Annotated in this window: 20 protein-coding genes; 18 read left to right on the top strand and 2 right to left on the bottom strand. The window is 63.4% G+C overall.

Going from position 1 to position 26,568, the window contains the following annotated elements:
* Positions 1-58 precede the first annotated feature (58 nt).
* The 6 genes from KR541_RS08750 to KR541_RS08725 all read left to right on the top strand — a co-directional run bounded on the left by KR541_RS08750 (position 59) and on the right by KR541_RS08725 (position 12,373).
* Positions 59-1,939 (top strand): extracellular solute-binding protein, encoded by a 1,881-nt coding sequence (locus tag KR541_RS08750; protein ID WP_050015439.1) that lies wholly within the window; start codon positions 59-61, stop codon positions 1,937-1,939.
* A 13-nt stretch (positions 1,940-1,952) separates the two neighbouring features.
* Positions 1,953-3,005, top strand: coding sequence for a microcin C ABC transporter permease YejB (locus KR541_RS08745; protein WP_050015437.1), 1,053 nt, complete (start codon positions 1,953-1,955; stop codon positions 3,003-3,005).
* Positions 2,959-4,074 carry an ABC transporter permease gene (locus KR541_RS08740; protein ID WP_050015436.1) on the top strand — a complete coding sequence of 372 codons (1,116 nt, stop codon included), beginning with the start codon at positions 2,959-2,961 and terminating at the stop codon, positions 4,072-4,074. The genes KR541_RS08745 and KR541_RS08740 overlap by 47 nt, the downstream gene beginning before the upstream one ends.
* Positions 4,071-5,714 carry an ABC transporter ATP-binding protein gene (locus tag KR541_RS08735; protein WP_050015434.1) on the top strand — a complete coding sequence of 548 codons (1,644 nt, stop codon included), beginning with the start codon at positions 4,071-4,073 and terminating at the stop codon, positions 5,712-5,714. The genes KR541_RS08740 and KR541_RS08735 overlap by 4 nt, the downstream gene beginning before the upstream one ends.
* 46 nt (positions 5,715-5,760) lie before the next feature.
* Positions 5,761-8,934, top strand: coding sequence for a multidrug efflux RND transporter permease subunit (locus KR541_RS08730; RefSeq protein ID WP_050015432.1), 3,174 nt, complete (start codon positions 5,761-5,763; stop codon positions 8,932-8,934).
* 718 nt (positions 8,935-9,652) lie between these two features.
* Positions 9,653-12,373, top strand: a complete 2,721-nt coding sequence (locus KR541_RS08725) for a TonB-dependent receptor plug domain-containing protein (protein WP_050015431.1) — start codon at positions 9,653-9,655, stop codon at positions 12,371-12,373.
* Between the two features lie 88 nt (positions 12,374-12,461).
* Here the strand turns inward: KR541_RS08725 and KR541_RS08720 are convergent, their stop codons facing one another.
* Entirely contained in the window at positions 12,462-12,938 is a 477-nt protein-coding gene (locus KR541_RS08720; protein ID WP_204383248.1) for a helix-turn-helix domain-containing protein, read from the bottom strand.
* A gap of 635 nt (positions 12,939-13,573) precedes the next feature.
* Between KR541_RS08720 and KR541_RS08715 the strand changes: the two genes are divergently transcribed.
* From KR541_RS08715 to KR541_RS08665, 11 genes are all read left to right on the top strand, one after another.
* Positions 13,574-13,888, top strand: a complete 315-nt coding sequence (locus KR541_RS08715) for a cellulose synthase (RefSeq protein WP_089491450.1) — start codon at positions 13,574-13,576, stop codon at positions 13,886-13,888.
* 352 nt (positions 13,889-14,240) lie between these two features.
* Positions 14,241-14,489, top strand: a complete 249-nt coding sequence (locus KR541_RS08710) for a major capsid protein (protein ID WP_230955184.1) — start codon at positions 14,241-14,243, stop codon at positions 14,487-14,489.
* A 130-nt stretch (positions 14,490-14,619) separates the two neighbouring features.
* Positions 14,620-14,958, top strand: coding sequence for a major capsid protein (locus KR541_RS08705; protein WP_216089507.1), 339 nt, complete (start codon positions 14,620-14,622; stop codon positions 14,956-14,958).
* Positions 14,959-15,058: 100 nt separating this feature from the next.
* Positions 15,059-16,540, top strand: a complete 1,482-nt coding sequence (locus KR541_RS08700; protein WP_216089506.1) for a virulence factor TspB C-terminal domain-related protein — start codon at positions 15,059-15,061, stop codon at positions 16,538-16,540.
* A complete protein-coding gene (locus KR541_RS08695) occupies positions 16,537-16,815 on the top strand; it encodes a DUF2523 family protein (protein ID WP_059608835.1) in 279 nt (92 codons plus the stop codon). The genes KR541_RS08700 and KR541_RS08695 overlap by 4 nt, the downstream gene beginning before the upstream one ends.
* On the top strand, positions 16,812-17,720 hold the full coding sequence (locus tag KR541_RS08690) for a zonular occludens toxin domain-containing protein (RefSeq protein ID WP_176015657.1): 909 nt from the start codon (positions 16,812-16,814) through the stop codon (positions 17,718-17,720). The genes KR541_RS08695 and KR541_RS08690 overlap by 4 nt, the downstream gene beginning before the upstream one ends.
* Complete coding sequence (locus KR541_RS08685) at positions 17,717-19,054, top strand: type II secretion system protein GspD (protein ID WP_176015658.1); 1,338 nt, start codon at positions 17,717-17,719, stop codon at positions 19,052-19,054. The genes KR541_RS08690 and KR541_RS08685 overlap by 4 nt, the downstream gene beginning before the upstream one ends.
* 541 nt (positions 19,055-19,595) lie before the next feature.
* Positions 19,596-20,441 carry a rolling circle replication-associated protein gene (locus KR541_RS08680; RefSeq protein ID WP_089491448.1) on the top strand — a complete coding sequence of 282 codons (846 nt, stop codon included), beginning with the start codon at positions 19,596-19,598 and terminating at the stop codon, positions 20,439-20,441.
* Positions 20,442-20,551: 110 nt separating this feature from the next.
* A complete protein-coding gene (locus KR541_RS37015; protein WP_208458926.1) occupies positions 20,552-21,058 on the top strand; it encodes a DUF2726 domain-containing protein in 507 nt (168 codons plus the stop codon).
* A 432-nt stretch (positions 21,059-21,490) separates the two neighbouring features.
* On the top strand, positions 21,491-22,981 hold the full coding sequence (locus KR541_RS08670) for an ISNCY family transposase (RefSeq protein ID WP_050017844.1): 1,491 nt from the start codon (positions 21,491-21,493) through the stop codon (positions 22,979-22,981).
* Positions 22,982-23,363: 382 nt separating this feature from the next.
* Entirely contained in the window at positions 23,364-23,942 is a 579-nt protein-coding gene (locus KR541_RS08665) for a YbhB/YbcL family Raf kinase inhibitor-like protein (protein WP_060733857.1), read from the top strand.
* A 34-nt stretch (positions 23,943-23,976) separates the two neighbouring features.
* On the opposite strand, the gene KR541_RS08660 is transcribed toward KR541_RS08665, so the two are convergent.
* Positions 23,977-24,990 (bottom strand): hypothetical protein, encoded by a 1,014-nt coding sequence (locus KR541_RS08660; protein WP_216089504.1) that lies wholly within the window; start codon positions 24,988-24,990, stop codon positions 23,977-23,979.
* Positions 24,991-25,421: 431 nt separating this feature from the next.
* Here KR541_RS08660 and KR541_RS08655 point away from each other — a divergent pair, with 431 nt between their 5' ends.
* Complete coding sequence (locus KR541_RS08655) at positions 25,422-26,564, top strand: acyl-CoA dehydrogenase family protein (protein WP_216089503.1); 1,143 nt, start codon at positions 25,422-25,424, stop codon at positions 26,562-26,564.
* Positions 26,565-26,568 lie beyond the last annotated feature (4 nt).

Below are 26,568 nucleotides of genomic sequence, written 5' to 3'. Positions count from 1 at the left end.
TGCACAGGAATCTACCGCGCGCAGGCCTCGCGCCCGCACGCTTTCGGACAGACCGACCATGAAACTGTTGAAATGGCGATGGGCAGGCGTGCCGCGCGCGGCGCTGTTCGCATGCGCCGTGCTGCTCGTGTCGGGTAGCGCCATGCCACGTGCGGCGCTCGCGGTGTCGGCGATCGCGCAATACGACCAGCCGAAATACCCGCCGGACTTTGCGCATTTCGATTATGCGGACCCACAGGCGCCGGACACCGGCGCGCTCAACTTCGAAAACTACGACGAAGCGCAGAGCTACGACTCGCTGAACCCGTTCCTCGTGCGCGGCTCGCCCGCACCGGACATCAAGAACCTGATGTTCGACACGCTGATGCAGCGCAGCTGGGACGAACTCGCGTCCGAATACGCGTTGATTGCCGACGACGTCGAGGTGGCGCCCGACGGGCAGTCGGCCACGTTCCACATCAACCCGGCCGCGCGCTTCTCGAACGGCGACCCGATCACCGCGGCCGACGTCAAGTATTCGTTCGATACGCTGACGAGCCCGCAGGCGTCGCCGCTGTACAACGCGCAGTTCTCGATCATCCGGCGCGCAGTGGTCGTCGACGGCCACACGATCCGCTTCGAGTTCAGGCACGCGGAGCGCGACGCCGCGCTGATCGCGGGCGACCTGCCGGTGTTCTCGCCGAAGTGGGGGCAACACGCGGACGGTACGCGGCCGCCGTTCGACCAGATCGCGAACGAGCCGCCGATCGCGAGCGGCGCGTACCTGATCGAGCAGCGCAGGAACGACAAGCAGATCGCGTACGTGCGCAACCCGCACTACTGGGCCGCGAACCTGCCGTCGCGGCGCGGGATGTTCCGTTTCGCACGCGTGTCGTTCAAGCTGTATCTCGACCAGTACACGGCGCTCGAGGCGTTCAAGGCCGGCGATGTCGATGCGCGAATGGAGTACAGCTCGACGCAGTGGGCGCGCAAGTACGTCGGCAAGAATTTCGGCAACGGCATGCTGAAGAGGGGCGAGTTCCCGGACGGCCCCGCGCAGATGCAGGGCTTCCTGATGAACCTGCGCAAACCGATGTTCCAGGACGTGCGCGTGCGGCACGCGCTTGCGCTGGCATTCGACTTCGACTGGATGAGCCGGATGATGTTCTACGGGCAGTACCGCCGCACCAACAGCTTCTGGGACGCGAGCCCGTTCGCCGCGTCGGGCATGCCGAGCGCGAAGGAACTCGCGCTGCTCGAACCGTACCGCTCGACGCTGCCGCCGGAGGTGTTCGGCCCGATGGTCAAGCAGCCGTCGACGTTGCCGCCGGGCTCGCTGCGCGCGAACCTCAAGCAAGCGCGCGACCTGCTCGCTCAGGCTGGCTGGCACTACCGGGACGGCGCGCTGCGCGACGCGAACGGCACGCCGATGTCGATCGAGATCATCGACGACCAGCCCGGCATGGATCGCCTGATCCTGCCGTACACGCAGGCGCTCGCGACGCTCGGCATCCATGCGTACCTGCACGAGATCGACAGCGCGCTCTACCAGAAGCGGCTCGACAATTTCGAGTACGACATGACGACGTATATCTACTCGCCCGTGACGATCCCGGGCGCGGAACTGACGCGTCGTTTCGGCAGCGAGGCCGCATCGCAGCCGGGCTCGGAGAACTATCCGGGCGTGAAGTCGAAGGCCGTCGATGCGCTGATCCGCGCGGCGCTTGCGGCCAATACGCTCGACGATCTCGAGACGGCCACGCACGCGCTCGACCGCGTGCTGATCAACCTGTACGTGCTCGTTCCGCAGTACTACATGCCGAACGCGCGGATCGCGTACAAGACGACGCTCGGCCATCCGCCGGTCGTGCCGGCTTCCTATCAGTACGAGGACTGGATCATCGACTACTGGTACGTGAAGAAGCCGGTAGCACGGCCACAACCCGCCGCCGCGGCCTGACGAGGGAGCGACGATGCTTGCATACATATTGAGGCGCCTGCTGCTGATGATCCCGACGCTGATCGGCGTCGTGACGATCACGTTCGCGGTTACGCAATTCGTGCCGGGCGGCCCGGTCGAGCAGGTGCTCACGCAATTGCGCCACGGCAGCGCGCGTGGAGGCGAGGCGGGCGGAGGCGGGGGCGGCTACCACGGCAGCCAGGGCGTCGATCCGCAGCAGATCGCGCAGATCCGCAAGCAGTTCGGCTTCGACAAACCGCCGCTCGAACGCTACGCGCTGATGCTGAAAAGCTATGCGACGTTCGACCTCGGGCAGTCCTATTTCGCGCACCGCAGCGTATGGGCCGTGATCCGCTCGAAGCTGCCGGTGTCGATCACGCTGGGCTTGTGGACGGTGATCCTCACGTACTTCGTGTCGGTGCCGCTCGGCATCGCGAAGGCCGTGCGCAACGGCTCGCGTTTCGACACGGTAACGAGCGTGCTCGTGCTCGCCGGCTACGCGATTCCGGGCTTCGTGCTCGGCGTGCTGCTGCTGATGCTGTTCGGCGGCGGCACGTTCTGGCAGGTGTTTCCGATGCGCGGCCTGACCTCGGACGACTTCGACGAGCTGACGCTGATCGGCAAGGCTCTCGACTATCTGTGGCATATCGCGTTGCCGGTGACGGCGTCGGTGGTCGGCAATTTCGCGATCGTCACGATTCTCACGAAGAACACGTTCCTCGATGAAATCGGCCGGCAATACGTGCTGACCGCACGCGCGAAGGGCGCGCCGGAGCGCGACGTGCTGTGGAAGCACGTACTGCGCAATGCGGCGATCCCGCTGCTCACCGGGTTGCCGGCCGCGTTCGTCGGCGCCTTCCTGAACGGCAACCTGCTGATCGAGACGCTGTTCTCGCTCGACGGGATGGGGCAGCTCTCGTACGACTCGGTGATTCGCCGCGACTATCCGGTGGTGCTCGGTTCGCTGTTCCTGTTCACGCTCATCGGCCTTCTGACCAAACTCATTGCTGACGTCTGCTATGTCCTCGTCGACCCCCGTATCCAGTTCAACCGCCTGGACCACTGATCCGGCCGCCGTCGCATGCGCGGCGTCGCCGTCGCCATGGCGACGCACGTGGCGGCGGTTTCGCGCGCAGCGGCTCGGCTACTGGAGCCTCGTGATCTTTGCCACGCTGTTCGCGCTCAGCCTGCTGGCCGAAGGACTGTCGAACGACCGGCCGCTGGTGGTGCGCTACGACGGGCATTTCTATTTCCCGATCGTGAAGGACTATCCGGAGACGCAGTTCGGCGGCGATTTCCCGGCGAAGACCAACTATCTCGATCCATACATCCGCGCGAAGATCGAGTCGCACGACAACTTCGCGATCTACCCGCCGAACCGCTACCGCTACGACACGATCGACTATTTCGCGTCGCGGCCGTATCCGGCGCCGCCGTCCGCGAGCAACTGGCTCGGCACCGACCAGTTCGGCCGCGACGTGCTCGCGCGGCTGCTGTACGGATTTCGGCTGTCGGTGCTGATGGCGTTCGCGCTGACGGTTTCGGGCGTCGCGATCGGCGTGCTGACGGGCGCGCTGCAGGGCTTCTACGGCGGGCGCACCGATCTCGTCGGGCAGCGCCTGATCGAGATCTGGAGCGCGCTGCCCGACCTGTACCTGCTGATCATCTTCGCGTCGATCTTCGAGCCGTCGCTGTGGCTGCTGTTCGTCCTGCTGTCGATGTTCGGCTGGCTCGTGCTGTCCGACTACGTGCGCGCGGAGTTCCTGCGCAACCGCGCGCTCGACTACGTGAAGGCCGCACGCACGATGGGACTGTCGAACTGGCAGATCATGTGGCGGCACGTGCTGCCGAACAGCCTGACGCCGGTGATCACGTTCCTGCCGTTCCGGATGAGTGCGGCGATCCTGTCGCTGACGAGCCTCGACTTCCTCGGCCTCGGCGTGCAGCCGCCGACGCCGAGCCTCGGCGAACTACTGCAGGAAGGCAAGAACTACCTCGACGCGTGGTGGATCTCGATCTCCGCGTTCTCGGCGCTGGTCGTCACGCTGCTGCTGCTCACGTTCATGGGCGACGCGCTGCGCAATGCGCTCGACACGCGCGCGCGCGGCTCGGCCTTCGGCGGGGAGCAACGATGACGACTCCTTTGCTGGACATTCGACGGTTTTCCGCGCACTTCGGCGCGAAAGCCGCCGTGCAGGACCTGAGCCTCGCGGTCGGGCGCGGCGAGCGCGTGGCGCTCGTCGGCGAGTCGGGCTCGGGCAAGAGCGTGACGGCGCTGTCGATCCTGCGGCTCGCGCAGCAGGCGACGCTGTCGGGACAGATGCTGTTCGACGGCGAGGATCTGCTCGCGAAGACCGAGCAGCAGATGCGCGGCATCCGCGGCGCCGATATCGCGATGGTGTTCCAGGAGCCGATGACGGCGCTCAATCCGCTGTATACGATCGGCAAGCAGATCGCCGAGAGCCTGCGGCTGCACGAGGGACTGCGGCCGGGCGACGCGCGCGAGCGCGGCATCGCGCTGCTGCGGCGCACCGGGATTCCGGAGCCGGAGCGGCGCATCGACAGTTTTCCGCACCAGTTGTCGGGCGGCCAGCGGCAACGCGCGATGATCGCGATGGCGCTCGCGTGCCGGCCGCGGCTGTTGCTCGCGGACGAGCCGACGACGGCGCTCGACGTGACGGTGCGCCAGCAGATCGTCGACCTGCTGATCGAACTACAGGAACAGGAGGCCGCCGCGCGCGGGATGGCCGTGCTGCTGATCACGCACGACCTGAATCTCGTGCGGCGCTTCGCGCAGCGCGTGGCCGTGATGGAGCAGGGCGTGCTCGTCGAAACGAACACGACCGGCGCGCTGTTCGCCGCGCCGCAACACGCGTACACGCGCCGGCTGCTCGACAGCGCGCCGCAACGTGCGGTCGAACCGGTCGCGGCCGGTGCGCAGACGATCCTCGACGTGCGGCAACTCGCCGTCGATTACCGCATCGCGACGAAGGGCTGGCGCGCGGTGTTCGGCAAGACGGCGTTCCGGGCCGTGCACGACGTGAAGCTGAGCCTGCGGCGCGGCGAGACGCTCGGGATCGTCGGCGAATCCGGGTCGGGGAAATCGACGCTGGCGGCGGCCGTGCTCGGCCTGCAGCGGCCGGCGTCGGGCGGCATCGAGATCGACGGCATGCCGCTGGCGTCGCTGCGCACGACACGCGGCCGGCGCGCGCTGTACGGCCGCATGCAGGTCGTGTTCCAGGATCCGTTCGGCTCGCTGTCGCCGCGCATGACGGTCGAGCAGATCGTCGGCGAGGGGCTTGCCGTGCACCGGCCGGAGGTGGCCGGCGCCACGCGGCGCACGCGGGTCGCTGCCTTGCTGCAGGAGGTCGGCCTGCCGGCCGACGCGATGCTTCGCTATCCGCACGAATTTTCCGGCGGCCAGCGTCAGCGCATCGCGATTGCGCGCGCGCTGGCCGTCGAGCCGGAGCTGCTGGTGCTGGACGAGCCGACGAGCGCGCTCGACGTGTCGATCCAGAAGCAGGTGCTGAATCTGCTGACGAACCTGCAAAAGAAGTATCAACTGAGCTACCTGTTCATCACGCACGATCTCGCGGTGATGCGCGCGATGGCCCATCGGGTCATCGTGATGAAGGCGGGGCGCGTGGTCGAGGAGGGCGATACGCTCGACGTGTTGCACGCGCCGTCCCACCCGTATACGCAGGCGCTGCTCGCGTCGTCGATGCTCGCACCGGAACCGGGTCCGCTGCAGCGGGAAGGGGGCGCGGATGAGTGACGTGAAGCGGGCGCGGCGCGCCTGCACCGTTCGCTGACGCACGCCGATGCCATCGTTCTTCATCGACCGCCCGGTGTTCGCGTGGATCGTCGCGCTCGCGATCGTCGTCGCGGGCGTGCTCGCCATTCCGCAATTGCCGATCGCGCAGTATCCGCGCCTTGCGCCGCCGCGCGTCGTGATCACCGCGACCTATCCGGGCGCGTCGACCGAGACGGTCGACGCCGACGTCGGCAGCATCATCGAGGAAAGCCTCGACGGTGCCGACGGGCTGCAGTACTACGAGACGAGCAGCGACGGTCACGGCAATCTCGAGATCGACGTGACGTTCGCGCCCGGCACCGATCCGGACATCGCGCTCGTCGACGTCAACAACCGGCTGAAGCAGGTCGAGCCGCGGCTGCCGCAGCAGGTCGTGCAGCAGGGCATCGGCGTGTTCAAGGCGGCCAACACGTTCCTGATGCTCGTCACGCTGACGTCGACCGACGGCACGCGCGACTCCGCCCAGCTCGGCGACTATCTGAACCGTTACGTGCTGCGCGAGCTGAAGCGCGCGCCCGGGGTCGGCGCGGCCCAGTTGTGGGACGCCGACGAGGCTCTGCGGGTCTGGCTCGATCCCAGCAAGTTGCGCGAATACGACCTCGGCGCCGACGACGTGATCGCGGCGATCGGCGTGCAGAACGCGACGGTGACGGCCGGCGCGATCGGCGATGCGCCGTTCGTGCGCGGCCAGCAGCTCACCGCGACGATCGTCGTCAAGGGACAGCTGACGTCGCCGGAGGAGTTCGGCCGGATCGTGCTGAAGTCGAAGCAGGATGGTTCGGTCGTGCGCGTCGCCGATGTCGCCCGCATCGAAATCGGCCGCGACGACTATTCGTTCTATTCGCGGCTGAACGGCCGTCCGGCGGCCACCGTCGGCATCCAGCTCGGCCCGCGCGGCAACGCGCTCGAAACGTCGAACGCGATCCGCGCCCGGCTTGCCGAGCTGTCGAAGACGCTGCCGCCGGGCGTCGCGGTCGAGATTCCGTTCGACGGCGCGCATTTCGTGAAGATCGCCATCCGGGAAGTCGTGCTGACGCTCGTCGAGGCCGTCGTGCTGGTGTTCTGCGTGATGTGGCTGTTCCTGCGCGAGCTGCGCTACACGCTCGTGCCGACCGTCGTGATTCCGGTCACGCTGATGGGCGCGTTCGTCGCGATGTGGGTGTTCCGGCTGTCGATCAACGTGTTCACGATGTTCGGCCTCGTGCTGGCGATCGGCATTCTCGTGGACGATGCGATCGTCGTCGTCGAGAGCGTGCACCGGGTGATGGAGGCGGGCGTGTCGCCGCGCGATGCGACGCGGCACGCGATGAAGCGGATCGGCGGGGCGATCGTCGGCGTGACCGCGGTGCTGACCGCCGTGTTCGTGCCGATGGCGTTCTTCCCGGGCAGCGTCGGCGGCATCTACCGGCAGTTCGCGGTGTCGATGATCGCGTCGATGCTCGTGTCGTCGTTCATGGCGCTGTCGCTCACGCCGGCGCTGTGCGCGAATTTGCTGAAACCGGTCGTCCGTCACGAAGGCGGGGGCGGGGGCGTGCCGCGCCGCAGCCTCGGCGCGCGCGTGGCCGACCGCTTCGGCGTCGCGTTCGCGCGCGCCGAGGCCAGCTATCGGCGCGTCACCGTGTCGGCGGTACGCCGCACGGGTGCGGTCGTCGGCATCTATGTCGCACTCTTGGCCGTGTGCGGGCTGCTGTACTGGACGATGCCGGGCGGCTTCCTGCCGACCGAGGACCAGGGGCAGCTGCAGGTGATGATCCAGTTGCCGGCCGGTGCCACGCAGGCGCGCACGCTCGCGGTCGTCCAGCGCGTCGAGGCGATCCTGCGCGCGGAGCCGGCCGTCGCGAACGTGACGAGCGTGATCGGCTGGAGTTTCGCGGGCAGCGGGCAGAACGTCGGGATGGCATTCGTCGACCTGAAGGACTGGGCGCAGCGCGACGTCGATGCGATGACGTTGCGCGATCGCCTCAACCGGCGTTTCGACGCGATTCTCGACGGCGACGTACAGGCGACGCTGCCGCCGTCGGTGCCCGGCATCGGTCACGCGGACGGCTTCACGTTCCGTCTCGAGGATCGCGGCGGGGTCGGGCTCGACGCGCTGAAGGCCGCCCGCGAGCAGTTGGCCGCGCGTGCAAAGGCGGACCCGGCGCTCGCGTCCGTGCATTTCGAGGACTTGCCGGACGCGCCGCGCATCGAGCTCGACGTCGATCGCGCGAAAGCATATGCGCTCGGCGTGCCGTTCGAGCGCATCGCGGGGCTGCTCGGCGGCACGTTCGGCTCGAACTACATCAACGATTTTCCGGCGTCGGGCCGGATGCGCCGCGTGATCGTCGAGGCCGACCCGGCCGCGCGTGCGACCGACGCGCAACTGATGGCGCTGACGGTACCGAACCGGACGGGGGACATGGTGCCGCTGTCGGCCATCGCCGCGCCGCACTGGACGGTCGGGCCCGTGATGCTGAATCGCTACGACGGCTATCCGTCGCTCGACGTCAGCGGCCGGGCGGCGACCCACACCAGTTCGGGTGCGGCGATGGCGGAGATGGAGCGGCTGGCCGCCATGCTGCCGGCCGGGATCGGTTACGACTGGGTCGCCGCGGCGCGCGAGGAGCGGATTGCCGAGCGGCAGACGCCGCTGCTGGTCGGGTTGTCGGTGCTCGCGGTGTTCATGGCGCTCGCCGCCTTGTATGAAAGCTGGACGATTCCGCTGTCGGTGCTGACGATCGTGCCGCTCGGCATCGTGGGCGCGTTGGCGGCGGCGTTCGCTCGCGGGATGCCGAACGACGTGTACTTCAAGGTCGGGATGATTACGGTGATCGGATTGTCGGCGAAGAATGCGATTCTGATCGTGCAGTTCGCACGCGAACTCGTCGGGCGCGGCGTGCCGCTGCGGCAGGCTGTGGTGGAGGCCGCGGCCGTGCGGTTTCGGCCGATCGTGATGACGTCGATGGCGTTCCTGCTCGGCGTCGTGCCGTTGGTGCTGGCGACCGGCGCGGGTGCGGAAAGCCGGCGTTCGATCGGGACCGGCGCGTTCGGGGGCGTGCTGGCGGCGACGATATTCGGGCTGGTGTTCGCGCCGGTGGCGTTTCGGGTAGTCGTGTCCATAGGCCGGCGCGGGCGGCATGCAGCGGTGACGAAGCGCGAGGCGCCGCGCGTGGAAACGGCCGGGAATCTGGAGATCGATTGATGGTAGTGATGGGGATTCATCGACCACGCGTTCGGACTGTTTCCATGCCAAGGATTCGCGTCTTCCCTCTGGTAAACAAAAAAGTTCGGACTGGCGAGTACCGGCCGCATGCTCCATTGCGGCGCATGCGCGAACGGGTGAAAAAGCAGCCGAACAAGGAAGACAAGACAACGGTAGCGGCTGATGAACCATATCGATTTTTATTCGGCACCAACCGAGTGCATCTATTGCACCTAAACAAAGTTATGTGGCATCAAATATTTTTTGACGCGTCGATTCTGTCCTGCTATGTTCGCGTCCAATGTAAAACTTGGTAGTAAACGGTAATTCATGTTCCGTGAATTAATGCTTTCAAAGTGAATACGTAAAGAAGCCTTTCAACGGGAGACTGCCTTCCTGGCAACCCGTACGCACTGATTGACGAAGCGCCATGGTGAGAATGTTCCAGGGCGTAGCGCGTATGCAGCCTTTCGATACGCGGAAATACCGATCCATGTAATTAGGCTTCCTAATTCTATAGAAATTCAGCTTCTTGTATTTCAAATTCATTCCACTCATAAGCGGAGGAAATAATTTTGAAAGAAATGGGAAGGTGGACGGAATGGTTGTGATCGTCAGATGACGAATCAGGAACGCGGGGCAACGCTATTTAAAGGCCGGCGAGTCTCCGTGCATACAAAAAGGTCAGGCCTTGCGACGACAAAGGGAAAGGGGTGTTATGAAACCAACGGCTTTGGGATCGGCAATACGCAGCATCGCATGGGCTGAAGTCGCGTTGACGGCGGCTTTGGGTACCTCCGCTTACGCGCAGACAACGCCTGTCGACGGGAGCGTCGCCGCCGAGCAAACCGGCAGCACGGCCGCCGCCGCGCCCGCGCCGGCGTCCGGCGCCGCTGCGGGCGGGCAGACCGTGAAAAAGCTCGACAAGTTCGAAGTGACGGGCTCGCTGATCCGCACATCGGATAAGGTCGGCCACACCGAAGTGCAGGTCATCACCGCGAAGGAAATCCAGCAAAGCGGATACACGACGGTCGCCGATTTCCTGCGTTCGACCTCGGCCAATTCCGCAAGCAGCTGGGGCCAGACGACGATGAACAGCTCGGCACCCGGCGGCGCCGGCATGGCGTTGCGCGGGCTCAGCGAGAAATACACGCTCGTGCTCGTCGATGGCCAGCGCGTCGCGAACTATGCGCAGTCGGTGAACTTCACCGACACGTTCTTCGATGTCAACGCGATCCCGCTGAACATGGTGGAGCGCGTCGAGATCGTCAAGACCGGCGCGGTATCCGTCTACGGCTCGGACGCGATCGCGGGCGTCGTCAACATCATTACGAAGAAGAACTTTCAGGGCCTGCAGATCGACGGCCAACTCGGCAAGGCGCAGCATCCGGGCGACGGGCAGGGCAACTTCAGCGTACTGGCCGGCTTCGGCGACCTGAATTCGGATCGCTTCAACGTCACCGCGGCCGCCAGCTATTACCGCGATTCGGGTTCGACGCTCGGCGATCGAGACATGACGTCGGCGCAAGACTTCACGCAATATCCCGGCGGACTGGCAGCGCCGCTCGGGCCGAACCAGCAATCGTACTGGTCGCTGGCGGACGGCTCCAAGGTGCCGCTTTCGCCGTGCCCGCCCGGCAGCAAGACGAGCGCGACCAATTGCACGTATAACCCGGCCGCGTCGACGTCGCTCGTTCCGTCCACGACGCGCCTGAACGCGAAGGTGCGCGCCACCTTCAAGATCGACGACAACACGCAGGCCTATGCGGGCTTCTGGGTGAGCCGCGATGAAACCGTCCAGTTGCAGGGACCGGCGTCGATCTCGAGCACGACGAACGTCTACAACCCTTCGACCGGGTCCGTTTCGCCGCTGCCGCGCACCGTACCGGTGAGCAATCCTTATAACCCGTTCGGCGTGCCGACGGCGATCAACTTGACTTTCCCGGGCAACGTCGTGAGGGCGGACACGGTATCGACGTTCTGGATGGCGAACACGGGCGTCAAAGGCTCGCTCGACGCGGGCAGATTCGGCGCGTGGGACTGGTCGGCCGATTACGGCCACTCGCAGAGCACCGTCGATACGACGTATCGCAACCGGATCAACGCCGCGGGCCTCGAGAACATGCTCGCGAACGGCACCTATAACTTCTCGAACCCGGCCTCCACGCCAAACGGCCTGAACGGCGTTTTCACGGACGACGATCAGCAGGCCATCTCGAAGGTCGACAGCGTGACGGCCAAGGCCTCGACGTCGAATCTCTTCACGCTGCCCGGGGGCCCGGTCGGCCTGGGCCTGGGCACCGAGTTCCGCCACGAATCGTCGACGATCAACCCCCAGACGCTCGCGTCGCAGGGCGTATCCGCACCGGCGAACGTGCAGACGGTGGAGGGTTCGCGCAACGTCGCCGCCGCGTTCTACCAGGTCGACATTCCGATCCTGCGCAATCTGACGTTCACGCAGGCGGGCCGCTACGATCACTACAGCGACTTCGGTGGGGCGTTTTCGCCGAGCTTTGCGCTGCGTTTCCAGCCGGTGCAAATGCTGACGACGTATGCATCGTACAGTCGCGGCTTCCGCGCGCCGACCCTCGTCGAAAACTCGCAGGCCGTCTATCTCTCTCACCAGAACCTCGTCGATCCGAACGATCCGAGCGGTGTGCCGACCAAGCACTTCACGACGGAGCAAGTCGCGGGCAATCCGAATCTTCAGCCGGAGCACACGAAGAACTACAACATCGGCTTCCAGCTTTCACCCGATGCGATGACCGATATCGGCGCGGCGTTCTACAAGGTCCGCATCGACGGCGTCATCGGCACGGACGATCCGAACGCGGTGCTCGTCGCCAACGATCCCTCGCGCGTCGTGCGCAACGCTGACGGGTCGGTGCGTTACCTCGTTCAGCATTTCGTGAACCTCGGTGCGCTCGATACCGATGGCTTCGATCTCAACTTCCGCAAAGCGCTGCGCACCAAGTACGGCACGTTCACGCTCGCAGGCGACTGGACTTATGTGTGGCACTTCAAGCTGCACAGCCCCGGAACCGCACCGCAGGACTTCGCCGGCAACAACCTTGCGCTGCTGCAGCCGTTCGGCGCGAGCAACCCGCGCTGGAAGGGCAATACGAGCCTGAGCTGGGACTACCGGCAGCTGACTACCACGCTGACCTGGCAATACACCGGGCCATATACGAACGCCGTGGCCGCGGAATTCGGCGACGGCGGTACGGGATCGGTGGCGTCGTACAGCCAGTTCAACCTGATGTTCAACTATCGCGGCTTCAAGCATTGGACGATTTACGGCGGCATCACGAACCTCTTCGACAAGAAACCGCCGTTCGACGTCGAGTGGCAAGCCGTGCCCGACATCACTGGCTATGACCAGTCGCTCTACACGGATCTCGGCCGCTTCTTCCAGATCGGGGCGACGTACCGGTTCTGACGGCGAGGAGGCCGCCAGGCGGCAACCGGTCCCGGCGCGCGGCCCGCGCCGGGACGACGAAGAATGAGCACATCGACTCCTACGAGGATCAGAGGTGGAGGGTTTGAATGCGAAGGCGCTCGGCCAGCAGCACCTCGTGCAGTCGATCTTTGTTATTTGACATAATCAACACCGCCCCGACCCCATTTCCTTCCGCTGGCGCGGGTTGCGCGGGGGTAGGTGTCACAAAATTTGTGACAGCGGCGTCTGCCTCGTTAGGCGTCGTCGAATAGATCGCCAGTCCAAGGGTCACGGTCGCGGCTACCCCGGCCGCGCGTAGGTTTCCCAAGGCTCGTGCCCATACCGATGCGTTCTTCTCGTCGATCTCTTGCTCAACTTCGGCGAGTGTCTCGAACGGCGGTAATCCCGCCATTTCAGCCAGCCGCATGATTTGGGCTGGGTCTGGTCGGCGTGTCCCTTTCCGCCAGTTCGAAAGGCGTGACTGCTCTATGCCAAGTTGGTCGGCGACAGCGCCGAGTGAGCCTTGCTTTCGCTTGGCTGCGTCGAGTAATTCGCTAATCGTCATAAATATCCCCTTGACAGTTTTGCCAGTTCGTACAAATAATCCCACTCAGATTTAGACGAACCGGCAAATTTTTGCCGTATCAGTCAAGACCGCAGTCTAGCAGTCTGGTGGGAAAGGTAAACCCCGTTGGTCGGGGTTTTGTAAGTTAACGGACGGGGGGGTCTCCGTGGCTGCATATCGAGTCCATGCCTATACGCCGCACGCGCATACGCGTGTCGCGACGGTCGAAGTCCGCGCTCGTGATGGCGAGAGCGCGCGTCAGAAAGCCCGTGCCGAGTTGCATCGGCAGGGCCGTCAACCGAATTCCCTAACGCTCGTGCCTGTTGAAGTCGGCGCGACGTTCAATCCTTTCCGAGTGTGAGTCGTGGCAAAGAGCCCGACCGATTACGTCACGCCTGATCTGTTCGACGGTCGCACGTCGGTGCCGCCGCGTCGGATGCCGCTGGACGTACGGCGTCGCGATGTGCGGACGGTTCCGGTCGAGGTCGCGGATGAGATTTGCGGCTGGTGCGGCGTTGACCGTGTTGGTGGTTGTGGTGCCTGTAGTGATCTGAGAGTCGTTGAGCGCTGAGAGCGCATTTTGTCGCCCGACATGGGCTTATTTCGTCTGATTGGTAGTCCTAATGGAGATAGATATGAACAAGCAAAAGTTGTCCATTCTTCAAGTCATCAAGCGCGACGGCGTGTCCCAAAAAACGGGCCGGCCGTGGGCGATTCATTCGGCGCAATGCGTCTTGGAGCAGGACGTCGATGGTCAAAAGCAACTGCTCGTTGGCACGATCAACTTGCCGGACCACCTCAAGGCCGTGGAGCCGGGTGAGTACTTGGCTGACTTTGGGTTCTTCCAGTCGATGGAGGGCCGGCTCGAACCGCGTATCACGTCGCTGGTGCCGTTCGGCATGCCTGTTGCAAAGCCTAAGCCGGGCGCGGGCGTGGGAGCGACGGCGTAAGGCCGTGGTGGCTCGATGCGGCTGCTCGGCGTGCACGTGGGTACACCTATGGCGCGCTCGGTTGCTTGACGCGCTGTCGGCAGGCGATCACGGGTTGGCGGCGTCGAGCCTTGCGATGCTCGGCGGGCTGTGTGGAGTGTGGTGAATGGAGAGTCTTCCGATAGATGCGTTGGATCGGATCGCATTGCAGTTGGCGTTGTTGAACGTGCTTCTGTGTGTGTATCTCGTCTGCAAGGGTGTCGGGTACGCGTCGGCCGTCATCGGTCGGCGCGATCCGCCGAAGAAGTTGAATCGTTCGAAGCTGGCCCAATCGGACGGTTCCTAATCGGTGGGCTGAATCAGGGAGAAAGCAATGTTTCAAATCAAGAAAGTGATGGCTGGTTCGAAGCGTGCGGCTGTCGGCGTGGTGGCTGCGGTCGCTTCGGTGGGCGCGTTTGCGCAGTCGAGCGGCGGCACGACGGGTTCGTCGTTCGACGTTACGCCGATCGTCAACTCGATCAACTCGGTCGTGCCCGCTGTGGTTTCCGTTGGTGGCGCGGTGTTGGGCGTCGTCGCGGTGGCATGGGGTATCAAGATGGTGCGCTCGTTCGTGGGTCGCTGATCGGGAGCGGGTGGTGTTGGGGCGGCGTTCTGGTGTCCAGGGCGTCGCCCTTTTTGTTGGCGAGGGCGTGAGCATGGGCGGATCGATAAGGGCGGGTTTCGGTGTGCGGTGGTGTGCGGGCGCGTGGCGCGTGCTGGCCGTGCTCGTCGTTGCGCTTGTCGCTTCGGGCGCACGCGCTCAGTCCTCGGCGCTGGCGGCAAACATTGTTGTCTGCGGTCCGCAAGGCTTGGCGGGTGTCACGTATGTGAGTGTGGCAGGCCAGTCGGTGTCGTGCGGGACCGACGCGAACGGCAATGCACTGGTTCTGCAGATGAGCACGCAATTGGTCGCCTTGAATGCGAACGATACGACCGATGACGGCGGCGTTGCGGTCGGCTCGGCGATTGGCGCGGCGGTCCTTGGCGTGCTGGCGGTGGCGTACGGGTTTCGCGTGGTGCGTAATTGGATCAATTCATCGTCCGAGGGGTAAGCGATGCATATCGGCTTTTGGTTCGAAGTGGCGCTCATCGTGGGGACGTGCTGGTCGGTCGGCTTGATTCTCTTTCTCTGAAGCGATACGCGGGGGCGTTATGCGGTTTTCTCACTTCGTTGCGTCGTGTGCTGTTCTGCTGTACGGCATCTTTGCGACGATGCCGCACGACGTGGCTTATGCGCAGGTGTCGCCGGATTCAACGTCGGTGCCGCGTGCGATTGCGCAGTTGATTGCGAACAAGGCGGGGCAACTCGGCTACACCGGCACGGCGTTGGATGAGATCGTTGTGGCGACGGAAAAGGCAATGTCGGCTGCCGCGCAAGCTGAGGCGGCCGCAGCGGCGGGGGCGTCCTGGCTGTTGGTAGGGCTACAGGCGGTTGTAGGGGCGGGACTAATGGCGACCCCTACATCGTTGGGTAACGATACGTTGACGACGTGGCAATTCAATAAGGACGGGACGGTAACGCTTGCGCACGGATCGGGGGCAACGGTTTCAAGTCCTTATCCGCCGTTGAATCCGGGCGTTGCCGTGTGGTGCTATTACTCGTGGTGCGGTTCGTCTGGCGAGGCCGCTGTACAGTCTTTTTCGCAGTACAACAGCGGGATCATCGCTTCAGATGGGAAGTCTGAGCACGTGGTGAGTTGTTCCGGTACGAGCAGTACGTCAGTAACGTGCACTGTCGAAATCGATCAAGTGCGCGATGGTTCCCACTATACGCAGGATGGCTTTATCGCAAACAGAAATGGCACGTATGGCGGCGGGGCATGTGCGAGCGGGATGCTCGATAAGACCGGCGCTTGTACGGCTTACGTGCCGGCGAAGCCAACGACGCCGGCCCCGGTGACGGAGTCCTTGCCTCAGGCTATTAGCGGTTTATCGAGCGACGAATTAAGTCAACCGCTGAACCCCGAGGTTCTCGCGGACGTTGTTGATGCGCTTTGGCAGGATGCGTCGCAACAGTCTGGCTATCAGGGCATTCCGTATCCGGTTGATAACCCGGTTACGTCATCGGATGCGGGCGCGGTTCAGCAGTCGAATCCTTCGGCATGGCCGACAGTGGGCGGTGCGGCTGCACCGGTTGCGGCACCTTCGGGCGGTGGTAATCCGTACGTGATTCCGAGTCCGTCGACGGGTACCGGCACCGGGACAGGTACGGGCACGGGAACAGGCACTGGAACGGGTACCGGTACCGGCACGGGAACAGGTACCGGTAGCGGAACGGATCCGGGAACAGGAACGGGAACGGGAACGGGCACAGGTGGTGGTACGTCCGGCGGATCGTCCGACACGTCGGACCTGTGCCGATTGAACCCATCAATTGTTGCGTGTCAGCAGTTGGGCTCTGCGTCGGCGCCGACGTTGCCGTCGAGCAGCGCATCCGTTTCATTGTCGCCGGTCTCGGTGGGTGGCCCGTCGAATCCGGTCTGCCCCGCACCTGTCAGCGTTGATGTATTCGGGAGCCGACTGGTGATCCAGTATCAACCCGAGTGCGATTTCATGGTCCGCGTTAGGCCATTTATCGTGGCGATGTGCGGGATCGTCGCGGCGGGGATTTTTGTTGCGGGGCTTCGATCATGACGATTGCCGCGTGGTTAATGTCTTTGGTCGGGCCGATGCTGATTCAGGCGTTGATTGCGCTCGGCGTCGGCGTCTTGACCGTCGCTGGAACCGATGTGGCGTTGAATCAGGCCATCGGATGGATTACGAGCGGCGTCGGTGGGCTGCCGAGCGACATGGCGAATGTGCTGGCGCTCGGCGGCGTTTTTCAAGGCGTCTCGTACATCGTCGGGGCCTTTACAGCGCGCGTGACGATGTTCGGCCTGTCGGCTGCTAAACGGTTCTTCCTGAAATGATTACGCTCATAACGGGGGTGCCCGGTAGCGGCAAGTCGTTGCGGGCCGTGTTCGAAATGTCGCGCGAGGTTAAGGCCGGTCGGCGGCTCATGGTCGATGGCATCAAAGACTTGGCGCTCGATCATGTCATGGTCGATGAGCCGTGGTTGCGCAAGTGGTTCGAGCACGCGCAGGCGCAGGACCTGATCGTCGTCGATGAGGCTCAGCGGATTTGGCCGCCTACGTCCGTGAGCGTGAAGCCGGGCGAGGATATCGAAAAGCTGCATGTGCATCGCCATATGGGCGTCGATTTCATCCTGATCACGCAACACCCACAGCGAATCAATAAGACCGTGCGCGATCTGGTCGGCCGGCATGTGCACGTGCGCAAGCTGTTCGGGCTCAATCGGGCGATGCTCTACGAGTGGGACCATTGCCATAACGTCGCGAGCCTTAAGGACGCGGTAAAGACGGTGTGGGCATATCCGCGCGAGGTGTTCAGGCTATACACAAGCGCCGAGGTCCATACCAAACCAAAGGCGGTCATTCCAAAGTCGCTGTTTCTGATTCCGATTGCTGCTGTCGTCGCGGTCGTCGCGGCATACGCCGGTTTGAAGTCGATTCATAGCGGCTTCGGTGCGACGAATAAATCGGGCGGTCAAGTATCGGCCACCGCCCCGGCACCTTTGGCCGCCGCAGGGATACCGAGCGTTTCGTCAGCATCGGATAGTGCCTCGGAAAGTTGGCGAGTCGTCGGCCGCTATGCGTTGGGTAGCCGCGCGTTCGTAGTCCTCGCGAATGAACGCGGTGCGCTGCGGGTCGAGGATTCCGCGCGTTTCGTGGGCGAAGGGTTGGCGACGGTCGGGACCGTTGACGGGCAACGCGTCGGGATGTGGTCGGGCAAGCTACGGGGAGCAGAGAAATGATGCGTGCGTTAGGTGTTGCGCTGTTGATGGTTTGCGGTGCGGTTTGGGCGGACGTGCCGGGTTTGCCTCCGTTGCCGCCGTCGCTCGCGTCTGCGCCTATGTCTGCGGTCGCGTTGAAGCCGCTGCCGCCGGTTCGCAATGGAGCGTTCGACCTGCGATTCGTGAACGTCGGTCAAGTGGTCGATCTCGTATATGGCGACGCGCTCAAGGTGCCGCACGTGATTTCGTCGGACGTGCTCGAAGATACCCGGCTCGTGTCGTTTCAGTTCGATAGCAGCAAGGGCGATTTGCACGATTTCTTCAAGGCGTTCCTCGATTCGCAAGGCTTCGAAGTGGTGACGCGTAACGGCGTGGATTTCGTCGGGAAGAAGCGTGACGCGAGTCCGGCTCAACGCGAGACCTTCGTCTATACGCCGCGCCATCGCAGCGCGGGCTACCTGCTGAAACTCGTGCAGCCGCTTTTCGGGAGTCGGCTTGCGAGTGTCGCGCAAGTACCGCCGGTGCAGTCGGTCGCCGCGGCTGTACCCGCTTCGGCGTCCGGCGTTCCCGCGGCTGTGCCGAGCGCGGCCATGCCGAGTAATGACGGGCCGATGGCAGCGGCCGGTGATCAGCTCGTTTTCGTCGGTGCGCCAAGCGACGTGAAGCAAGTCAAGGCGCTGTTGCCCGAACTGGATACGGTGGTGGGCGAGGTCGTCGTACGGGGATGGGCGTATGAGGTTGACGATACGGACGGGGGGAATACGGGTTTTAGCATCGTCTCCCGGCTGCTCGGCGTGGGGGTGCAAGTCGGTGGTGGCTCGACGGCCATCGACACAACGGCCCTGCAATTTGGCGCCGGCCGGCTGGGTTTCGCGATATCCGCACTCAGTACCGATTCCCGCTTTCATGAGGTGTCGTCGCCGAACGTGCGGTGCGTGTCGGGGCAGCAGGTCAAGCTCAATGTCGGACAACGGGTGCCGACGGTGTCGAGCATCAGTTACCAAGGGACGAGCGGCACGCCTGTGCAGTCCATCGAATACCAGGATGCCGGCGTTATCTTCAACGTGACGCCGACCGTGCTTCAAGACACGATCCAGTTGAGCATCGATGAAGAAATTTCCAGCTTTGCGGCGACGACGACGGGCGTGAACGGCTCGCCGACGAAAAGCACTAGGTCACTGCAAACCGTCGCGGCGCTCAAGGATGGCGAGGTGATCGTTCTCGGCGGGCTGATTCAGGATCAAGACAGCGAGACGCATAGCGGTCAGCGTTGGTTGCCGTCGTTCCTGCACGGGCATACGCGTTCGAAGGGACGAACCGAAGTTGTGCTCGTGCTGCAAGTGCAAAAGGTGTAAGTGCCGGCGTGCGGGCGGGGCGTCTAGCGTTAGGAGTGTCCCGCCGTGTTCGAAGCGACGTACCGCCTCGGCGGTTGTGCGAAGTCGGGGCGGCTGCGGCCTCTCAAGGCCCCTCGCGGGACCGAGTAGCGGGTATCGGCGCAGGCCGTGAACGTAGGCGGTGCGTCAATGCCGGGGCACCCCTCATTGCTAAGCCGATTTTCCGGGGCGTCTACCGCGCTATAGGGGCCGGCGTAGGGCGCTCTCGCGAGCCGGCCGATGGTTGTGTAGGGGAACATGCTGGCGGGGCGCGCGCGGGCCTCCCGCGAGCCGCAGGCCGCGAAGGCCGGCGCGCGCAGCGCGCCTAAACTTGTACCTCTAACACTTAACGGAAACGGCCTACAGCAGGGCGCTGGCAGCAAGGCGGAGACAGGCGGCAGTAAAAGAAAAACCCGGCGATCGCGGCAACGATCCCGGGCGGTGGCAAACATCGGATAAAGGGCTATCCAACGTGAGCAACGATATTGTAGTCGATGGTGGGCGCGAGTACGGCGATGGCTTGATGCAGTTTTCGCCGTTCAGTGACGAGTACATCGTCCGCACGCGGCGCTTTGCCGATGGCCAGCAAGAGGTCGTGTCTTTTGCTGCGCGCATCCGGCGACACTTTCAAGAGATCAGGTTACGTCCCAGGGCAGCAAGGGGCGAGCGCGAAAAAGCTGACGGTGAGACTGATGAGCAGGTTACGGCGAGGGCGTCGAAGTCGTTGCAAACGTCTATCGAGCGATCAAAGCGCATGGTGCGGTTGAGGTGCAAGGCGATCGGCGCCGACCGCATGCTGACGCTCTCAACGCGTGAGAACGAGACTCGAGTCGAGGTGTGGGCAAAGTGGTGGGACGAGTTTCGGCGCCGGCTGAATCGTATCCATGATTTCCACTACGTGGCGGTGCTCGAGCGACAGCAGCGCGGTGCGTGGCATATCCATGTGGCGGTGAGCGGCCGGCAAAACTGGAAACTGCTGCGTTCGATCTGGCTGTCGGTCGTCAGCAAGGCGGGCACCGATGGTGCGGTCAATGACAGCACCGGCAACAAGAAATGGCGTGCGCTGGTGCGCCGGATGGGCGGCAAGGGGCGTGCGATGCGCCATCGGATCGCGACGTATATCGCGAAATACATCGGCAAGGATGCCGACGCATCGACGTTCAACAAGAAACGGTATTGGACGAGCCGGGGCATTGTGGTGCCCGAGGTCGAGCCGTACGCGCATCTGGGACCGGAGTTTGGCGCGAAGGATGCCATTGTCGAGGCGCATCGCGCGGTGCTGTCGGCCGGCTCCTCGTGCGATGGGGCGCAGTTTTACTGGAATCAGGGAATAGGTGTTTTCTGGATGGCGACGGGCAACGGGACGTAATGATTTTGAATGCGTCGGTAATGTATTCGAAGCCAACGTAACAGATTGCAACAGATTGTAGTCAGTGTTTGCTTAAATAGCGGACATTCGTGTTTTTTGTCGGGGTGGGTATGCACGGATTGCTTCCGATTTTAGCTGTCGGTCTGGTTGCGATTCTTCTAATGACTGGTGGCGCTAAGAAAGGTGCCAGCGCCCCTAGACGCGGCGGTTCTGTGCGTTACGTTCGCCGTCGGCTCATGACGGCTCGGGAATTTCAGTTTTTTGGCGCGTTACGGGCGGCGCTTCCTGATGCGGTGATTCATTCGCAGGTGGCTATGGCTGCGCTTATTGATGTTGAGGGGGCGAACCGCTCGGCGCGGAATTCGTTCGACCGAAAGATTTTCGATTTCGTGGTATGTCGCGCGGACGGGGACGTACTGTACGTAATCGAGTTGGATGACAAGTCGCATGCGTCGGGGAGCGCACGTCGTCGTGACTCGGTTAAGGACGATATTGCGGCTGCTGCTGGTTTGCGTGTGGTGCGATATCGGAGTGTTGGTACGGACGCGGCCGTTTTGCGACGCGATTTCGAGTCGCTGGTGGCGTTGGCGACGGGTAGCGCGAGGCGTGTCGCCTAGCTATGGTTCAATTGGAATTGTGGGAACGTGAGCCGTTGTCTGGGGCTCAGTTGGCGGTGGTGGTCGGCGAGATACGGAATTTGTACTGGCATATTCGCAACACGCGTCGAGGGCTGCATGACGCACGTCGTCGGCGCGTGTATCGTCAAATCGCGGTTCAAAAAAAACGCCTGCTCGTGGCAGGCGTCTCGAAGCGTGAAGTTTTGGATTTTCTAGCGTGTTGCCGGGCGAGGCAGTGTCGGGATACATGTTGCATAGGCTGCGTTCAGCCAACGGCGTAGCCTTTTCATCCAATTTGACATAATCAACATTATCAACATTTTTTGTTGTAGTAGCTAAGTTCAAATGTCCGCTTCTGGCTAAGTTCAGATGTCCGTTTTTCGACCCATCGTAAGCTGACCGGCTGCCGGTTGTCCGGCGCCGGAGGCTGCGATGGCTGCAACGGAACGGATCACGATGACGATGCGCGAACTGGACAGGTTCAAGGTCATTCAGGACGTGGCGGACGGCAAGCTCAAGCCATGGCGTGCGGCAGAACGGCTGGAGCTGACGACCCGGCAGGTTCGCCGGCTGGTCGCCAGGCTGCGGGAACACGGGCCTCAAGGTCTCGTGTCGGGACGGTATGCGAAGCCAAGCAACAACCGGCTGGACGCGGTAATTGTGGACCGGGCGCTGTCGATCATCCGCGATCGCTACGCCGATTTCGGGCCGACGCTGGCCTGCGAGAAGCTCTGGGAGTGTCACGGCATTCGGCTGGCCAAGGAGACGGTCAGGAAGCTGATGACGGAGGCTGGCCTCTGGATTCCGCGTCGGCAGCGTCCGCCGAAGGTTTATCAGCCGCGAGCGCGCCGGGCGTGCCTCGGTGAACTGATCCAGATCGACGGCAGCGATCATCGATGGTTCGAGGAACGGGCGCCGGCCTGCACGCTGCTGGTGTACGTCGACGACGCGACGAGCCGGTTGATGATGCTGCACTTCACGCAGACCGAATCGACCTTCAGCTACTTCGAGGCCACGCGGGCGTATATCGAACGCCATGGCAAGCCCGGAGCGTTCTACAGCGACAAGGCCAGCGTGTTCCGCAACGTGAAGCCAGGCAAGACCGGTAACCGTGTGACGCCGTTCGGCCGCGCGATGTACGAGCTGAACATCGACACGTTCTGCGCGAACAGCAGTTCAGCCAAGGGGCGCGTCGAGCGCGCACACCTGACGTTGCAGGACCGATTGGTCAAGGAGATGCGATTGCGCGGAATCAACACGGTGGCCGACGCCAACGCTTACGCGCCCTCCTTCATGGCCGCCTACAACACACGCTTCGCGAAGCCGCCGAAGAGTGACTTCAATGCGCACCGGCCGCTGCGGGCCGACGAGAGTCTGGACTTGGCGCTGACGTGGCGCGAGCCGCGGAAAGTAACGAAGTCGCTGACGGTGCAGTACGACCGGGTGCTGTACTTGCTGGAGGACACGCCGGAGAATCGGAAGTTGATTGACCGGCAGATCGAGGTGTGGGAGTACCCGGATGGACGGATTGAACTACGGGCTGACGACCGGGTGTTGGACTACAGACAGTACGACCGCCTAACCGAAATCGATCAAGGCGCCGTCGTTGAGCACAAGCGCTTGAGTCATGTGCTGCAGGTCGCGCAAGCGCTTCAGGCGCAACGCGATAACAGCCGAATCGGTAAAGCGCCGTCACGGACACATCGCGGCGACTCAACCCGGACCAATCGAAACGACCCGCAAGCGGGAAAGAAGAAGCAACGCGAGATCACGCAGGCCGACGTCGAGCATGTGATCGTGGAGCTGGCGCAACGTCGGCAAACCGCAAAGCCGCCAACCAAACCTGGCCGTCGGTCTGCAAAGGCTAGTGAAACAAACGTAAGCGCCCTGCCCGTTCAGGCGCCGACCTTCGACACTGCGTAATGCTCAAAACGAGGAAAAAGACGCAGCAAAACCAACCTAAAAACCGGACATTTTTAAATAGCTGGAAGGTGGACATCTGAATCCGGGTATGACATTTGTTGTAGCGGCCATATCCTAATGTCGTGTTCTGGCTATTTACAGATGTCGTGTTTTTGACTGCTGGCATGCTGGACGGCTCGTTGAGTAAGCCCGGGAGCCGACCATGCAGCCAGCCGGATTCGACCTCGCCGGCACGAGCGACGATCGAATCGACTGAACGTCCTGCCAACGACGTTGCAGCGAAGGCAACACCGTGGTTCGCGAATCTGGCTTCCGGGACGAATCGCTACACGATACCGTTGTTACCGTTGTACTGAACGCTTACCCTTCAACGGAGCACATCATGCGATCGAGGATTTTATTTTCCGCGATTCTATGCACTTCAGCGGCACTAGCGGTCATCCCGGCGATCGCCAGCGCGGCGCCGTTCACCATCATGGTCGATGACCTCAGTCACGGGCATTTTACGAACGAACACGTGTACGGAGGCTTTGGCTGTCGCGGTCAGAACGTTTCGCCGCGAATTTCGTGGACTCACGTTCCGCGCGGCACGAAGAGCATCGTCGTCACAATTTTCGACCCCGATGCGCCGACCGGCGGGCTCGGCTGGACCCACTGGGAGATCGTCAATATTCCACCTTCGGAGTCGTCGATCGAAAAAGGCGCTTCCGGCAATCCGAAATTCCTGCCGGCGGGCGCTGTCGAGACGTTGACGGACTTTGGCGAATCCGGATACGGTGGGCCCTGCCCGCCTCCGGGGGCGTCGCATCGATATGTCGTGACGGCGTCGGCCTTGGACGTGGAAAAAATTGACGTGGCGCCGGCGGCGAGTCCTGCACTCGTCGCCTATCAGATGCACGGGAAAGTCATCGCTCAGGCGAAATACGTCGCCCGATATCGTCGCGCATTGACTCACGATTGATGGTTGTCATTACGCCAATGACATTCCACCATCACTAGAAATTGCGCGCCACGCCGACCATGAACATGTCCTGGTCCTTGTCGTTGCCGGTTGCGACACGATTGAAGCGCAAGCTCGCCGCCCACCCGTTCGTGATCCGATAGGCCACTTGCGCGCTGAGCAACGCATTGAGTCGTGTCGTGCCGGAAACGTCGTTCCGATCCCGCGAGAGATACGGACCGACGCCGGCCGAAAGCGTCCATTTGCTCGTGACCGGCGCGACGTACCAGAATTGCGCGGCCACGCCTCGTCGGCCGGCCACGCCATTGTTGCCTTCATAGATGAAGCTCGCCGAATAGGCCCACGCATTGCCGAGCGGCCGCTTGACTTCGACCATGTATCCTTTTTCGATCGGCACTCGAGGGCGGTTCGTCTGCGACGTCCCGGCCCAAACGCCGACCTGCGTCTTGCCGTCCGAAAACACCGGGCCAGGAGCGCCGCCGAAATCCGAGCCGATACCGAAGAGCACCGCGTCGGAATTGAATCCGCCAATCATCTGGACGTGGTTGTACTGCAGCTTGAGGAAGAAGCGGTTGGGAACGACGTAATACCGCACCGCTGCCGACGCACGCACGCCCCAGCGCTTTTCATTGCGTGGCTGGTCGTCGACATGTGTCGTGTCCATGCTGAAATACGGGCCCGCCGAAAATTCGAGTGCCATACGACTGCCGAGCGGCCAACGAAACGAACCCAACGCGGCGAAACCGTCACGGTGGTGATCCAGCGGATGCCCTTCGTTCAAATAGGCAAGATAGACGGAGAGGTAGTCATTCAAGACGTCGCCGAATCCGACTTCGTACGCACGCCAATGCATGTCGCCGCCTTCGGTCCCGCGTCCGTCGCCATACACCGCATAGGCGTTGAGCGTTCTCTCCGATGATTTGGGCCCGCTCGGCGAGCTCGAAGGACCGTCCTCGGCGTGCGCGTGTACCGGGCACGCCAGTATTGTCAGACCAGCGATCGAGCTTGCGAGGACGAAGCGCGAACAGATGCGACGGCATTGTCCCATTTGGACACCCTTTCACCTTGGTCACCGCGATTTCGTGGGGAAGTTGATAGCGATTATAGGCGGCGTCCGGTCAGACGGCTGACGTGCATCGCATGCCGACATCGGGCAGGCGCATCGACGACGAAGCCATCGACGATGCAACCGCTCGCCTGCTCGCCCGTCGTTCCCGCGAGCCGCGCGACGATGTCGCAAACCGTTCGCAGAACGTGCGGCTGAAATGCGACATGTCGTTGATCCCCGCCGCAACGCGACGCCCCGTTTTTGTCTACATAGATCAGGCTCGTGTCGCCCTCTCCCGATCCCGCCAAACCGCTCATTCACCCTGCAACTACCACTACTGCCAGTACCTGCGCTGTCCCTGCCCCCTTAACCTTGTCGTCATCGCTGGCGCGCCGTCGAAGGCCGCGCCGCTTCGACCGGAGACACGACAGATGCCATTCGACTGGACGCAGGAACAGCACGCGACGCGTGTACGGTTTCGCGAGATCGGCGCGGAGATCGCCGCCGCCGTGGAGCAGGACGGCCGCCCGCCCGCCGCATTCGACGAAGCCGGCTGGACGCGGCTCGGGCACGAAGGACTGTGGGACATGATCGTGCCGGAGACGTATGGCGGCGACGGTCACGGCTGGTGGCATTTTTCCGCGGCGCTCGAAGGGCTTGCGTCGTCGATCCGCCGCCCGGCGCTGCTGCTGTCGGTGATCGCGCAGGCCGGCATGGTGCGCGCACTCGAGCGCCATGGCACGGCGGCGCAGCAGGACCGCTATTTCGGCGCGATCCTGCGTGGCGAACTGAGCGCGACCGCGATTGCCGAGCCCGGCACCGGCACCGACGTGCGCAGCATCGCGACGACGCTCGCCGAGCACGGCGACGGCTACCGGCTGACCGGCAGCAAATTCAATATCGCGCATGCGCCGCTCGCGCGCTTCATCCTCGTCGTCACGCGCATCGAAACGCCGGGCCGGCGCAACACCGCGCTCGTGATCGTCGATCGCGACCAGCCGGGCATGACGGTGTCCCCGCCCGACCGCAAGCTCGGCCTCGAAGACCTGCCCACCGGTGCGCTGCATTTCGACGACTGTCCGATCACGCGCGGCCAGTTGCTCGGCGAACCGGGCGCCGGGCTCGGCAACCTGATCGACATCATCTCGCTCGGCCGTCTCTATTACGGCCTCGTCGCGGCGCAGGTGATGGCGCCCTATCTGCGCGATGCGATCGGCTATTGCCGCGAGCGACGCAGCTTCGACAGCACGATCGATGCCCACCAGTACGTGCAGCGCCGCCTCGTCGACCTGCAGATCGGCATCGAGCGCGGCACGTGGCTCGCGCGTGGCGCGCTCGCGCAGTTGCTGACGGATCACCCGCAGGCGTTGATGACGTGCTCGATCGCGAAGCTGGTCGGCGCGCAGGATCTCGTCGACGGCGCGATCGGTCTCGTGCGGCTGTACGGCAGCCTCGGCTATCAGGCCGGGCCCGTGGCCGCGTTCGCGGCGGACGCGCTGGGCTTCATGAGCGTCGGCGGCACCGAGGAAATGCATCGCAAGAACATCTTCAACCAGATGATGCGCGCCGGCTGAGTGC

Source organism: Burkholderia sola (genome assembly GCF_905400185.1).
In the GTDB taxonomy this organism is placed as follows: domain Bacteria; phylum Pseudomonadota; class Gammaproteobacteria; order Burkholderiales; family Burkholderiaceae; genus Burkholderia; species Burkholderia sola.
Note: the sequence above shows the minus strand (reverse complement) of the source record. Positions and strands in the feature narration are given on the sequence as shown.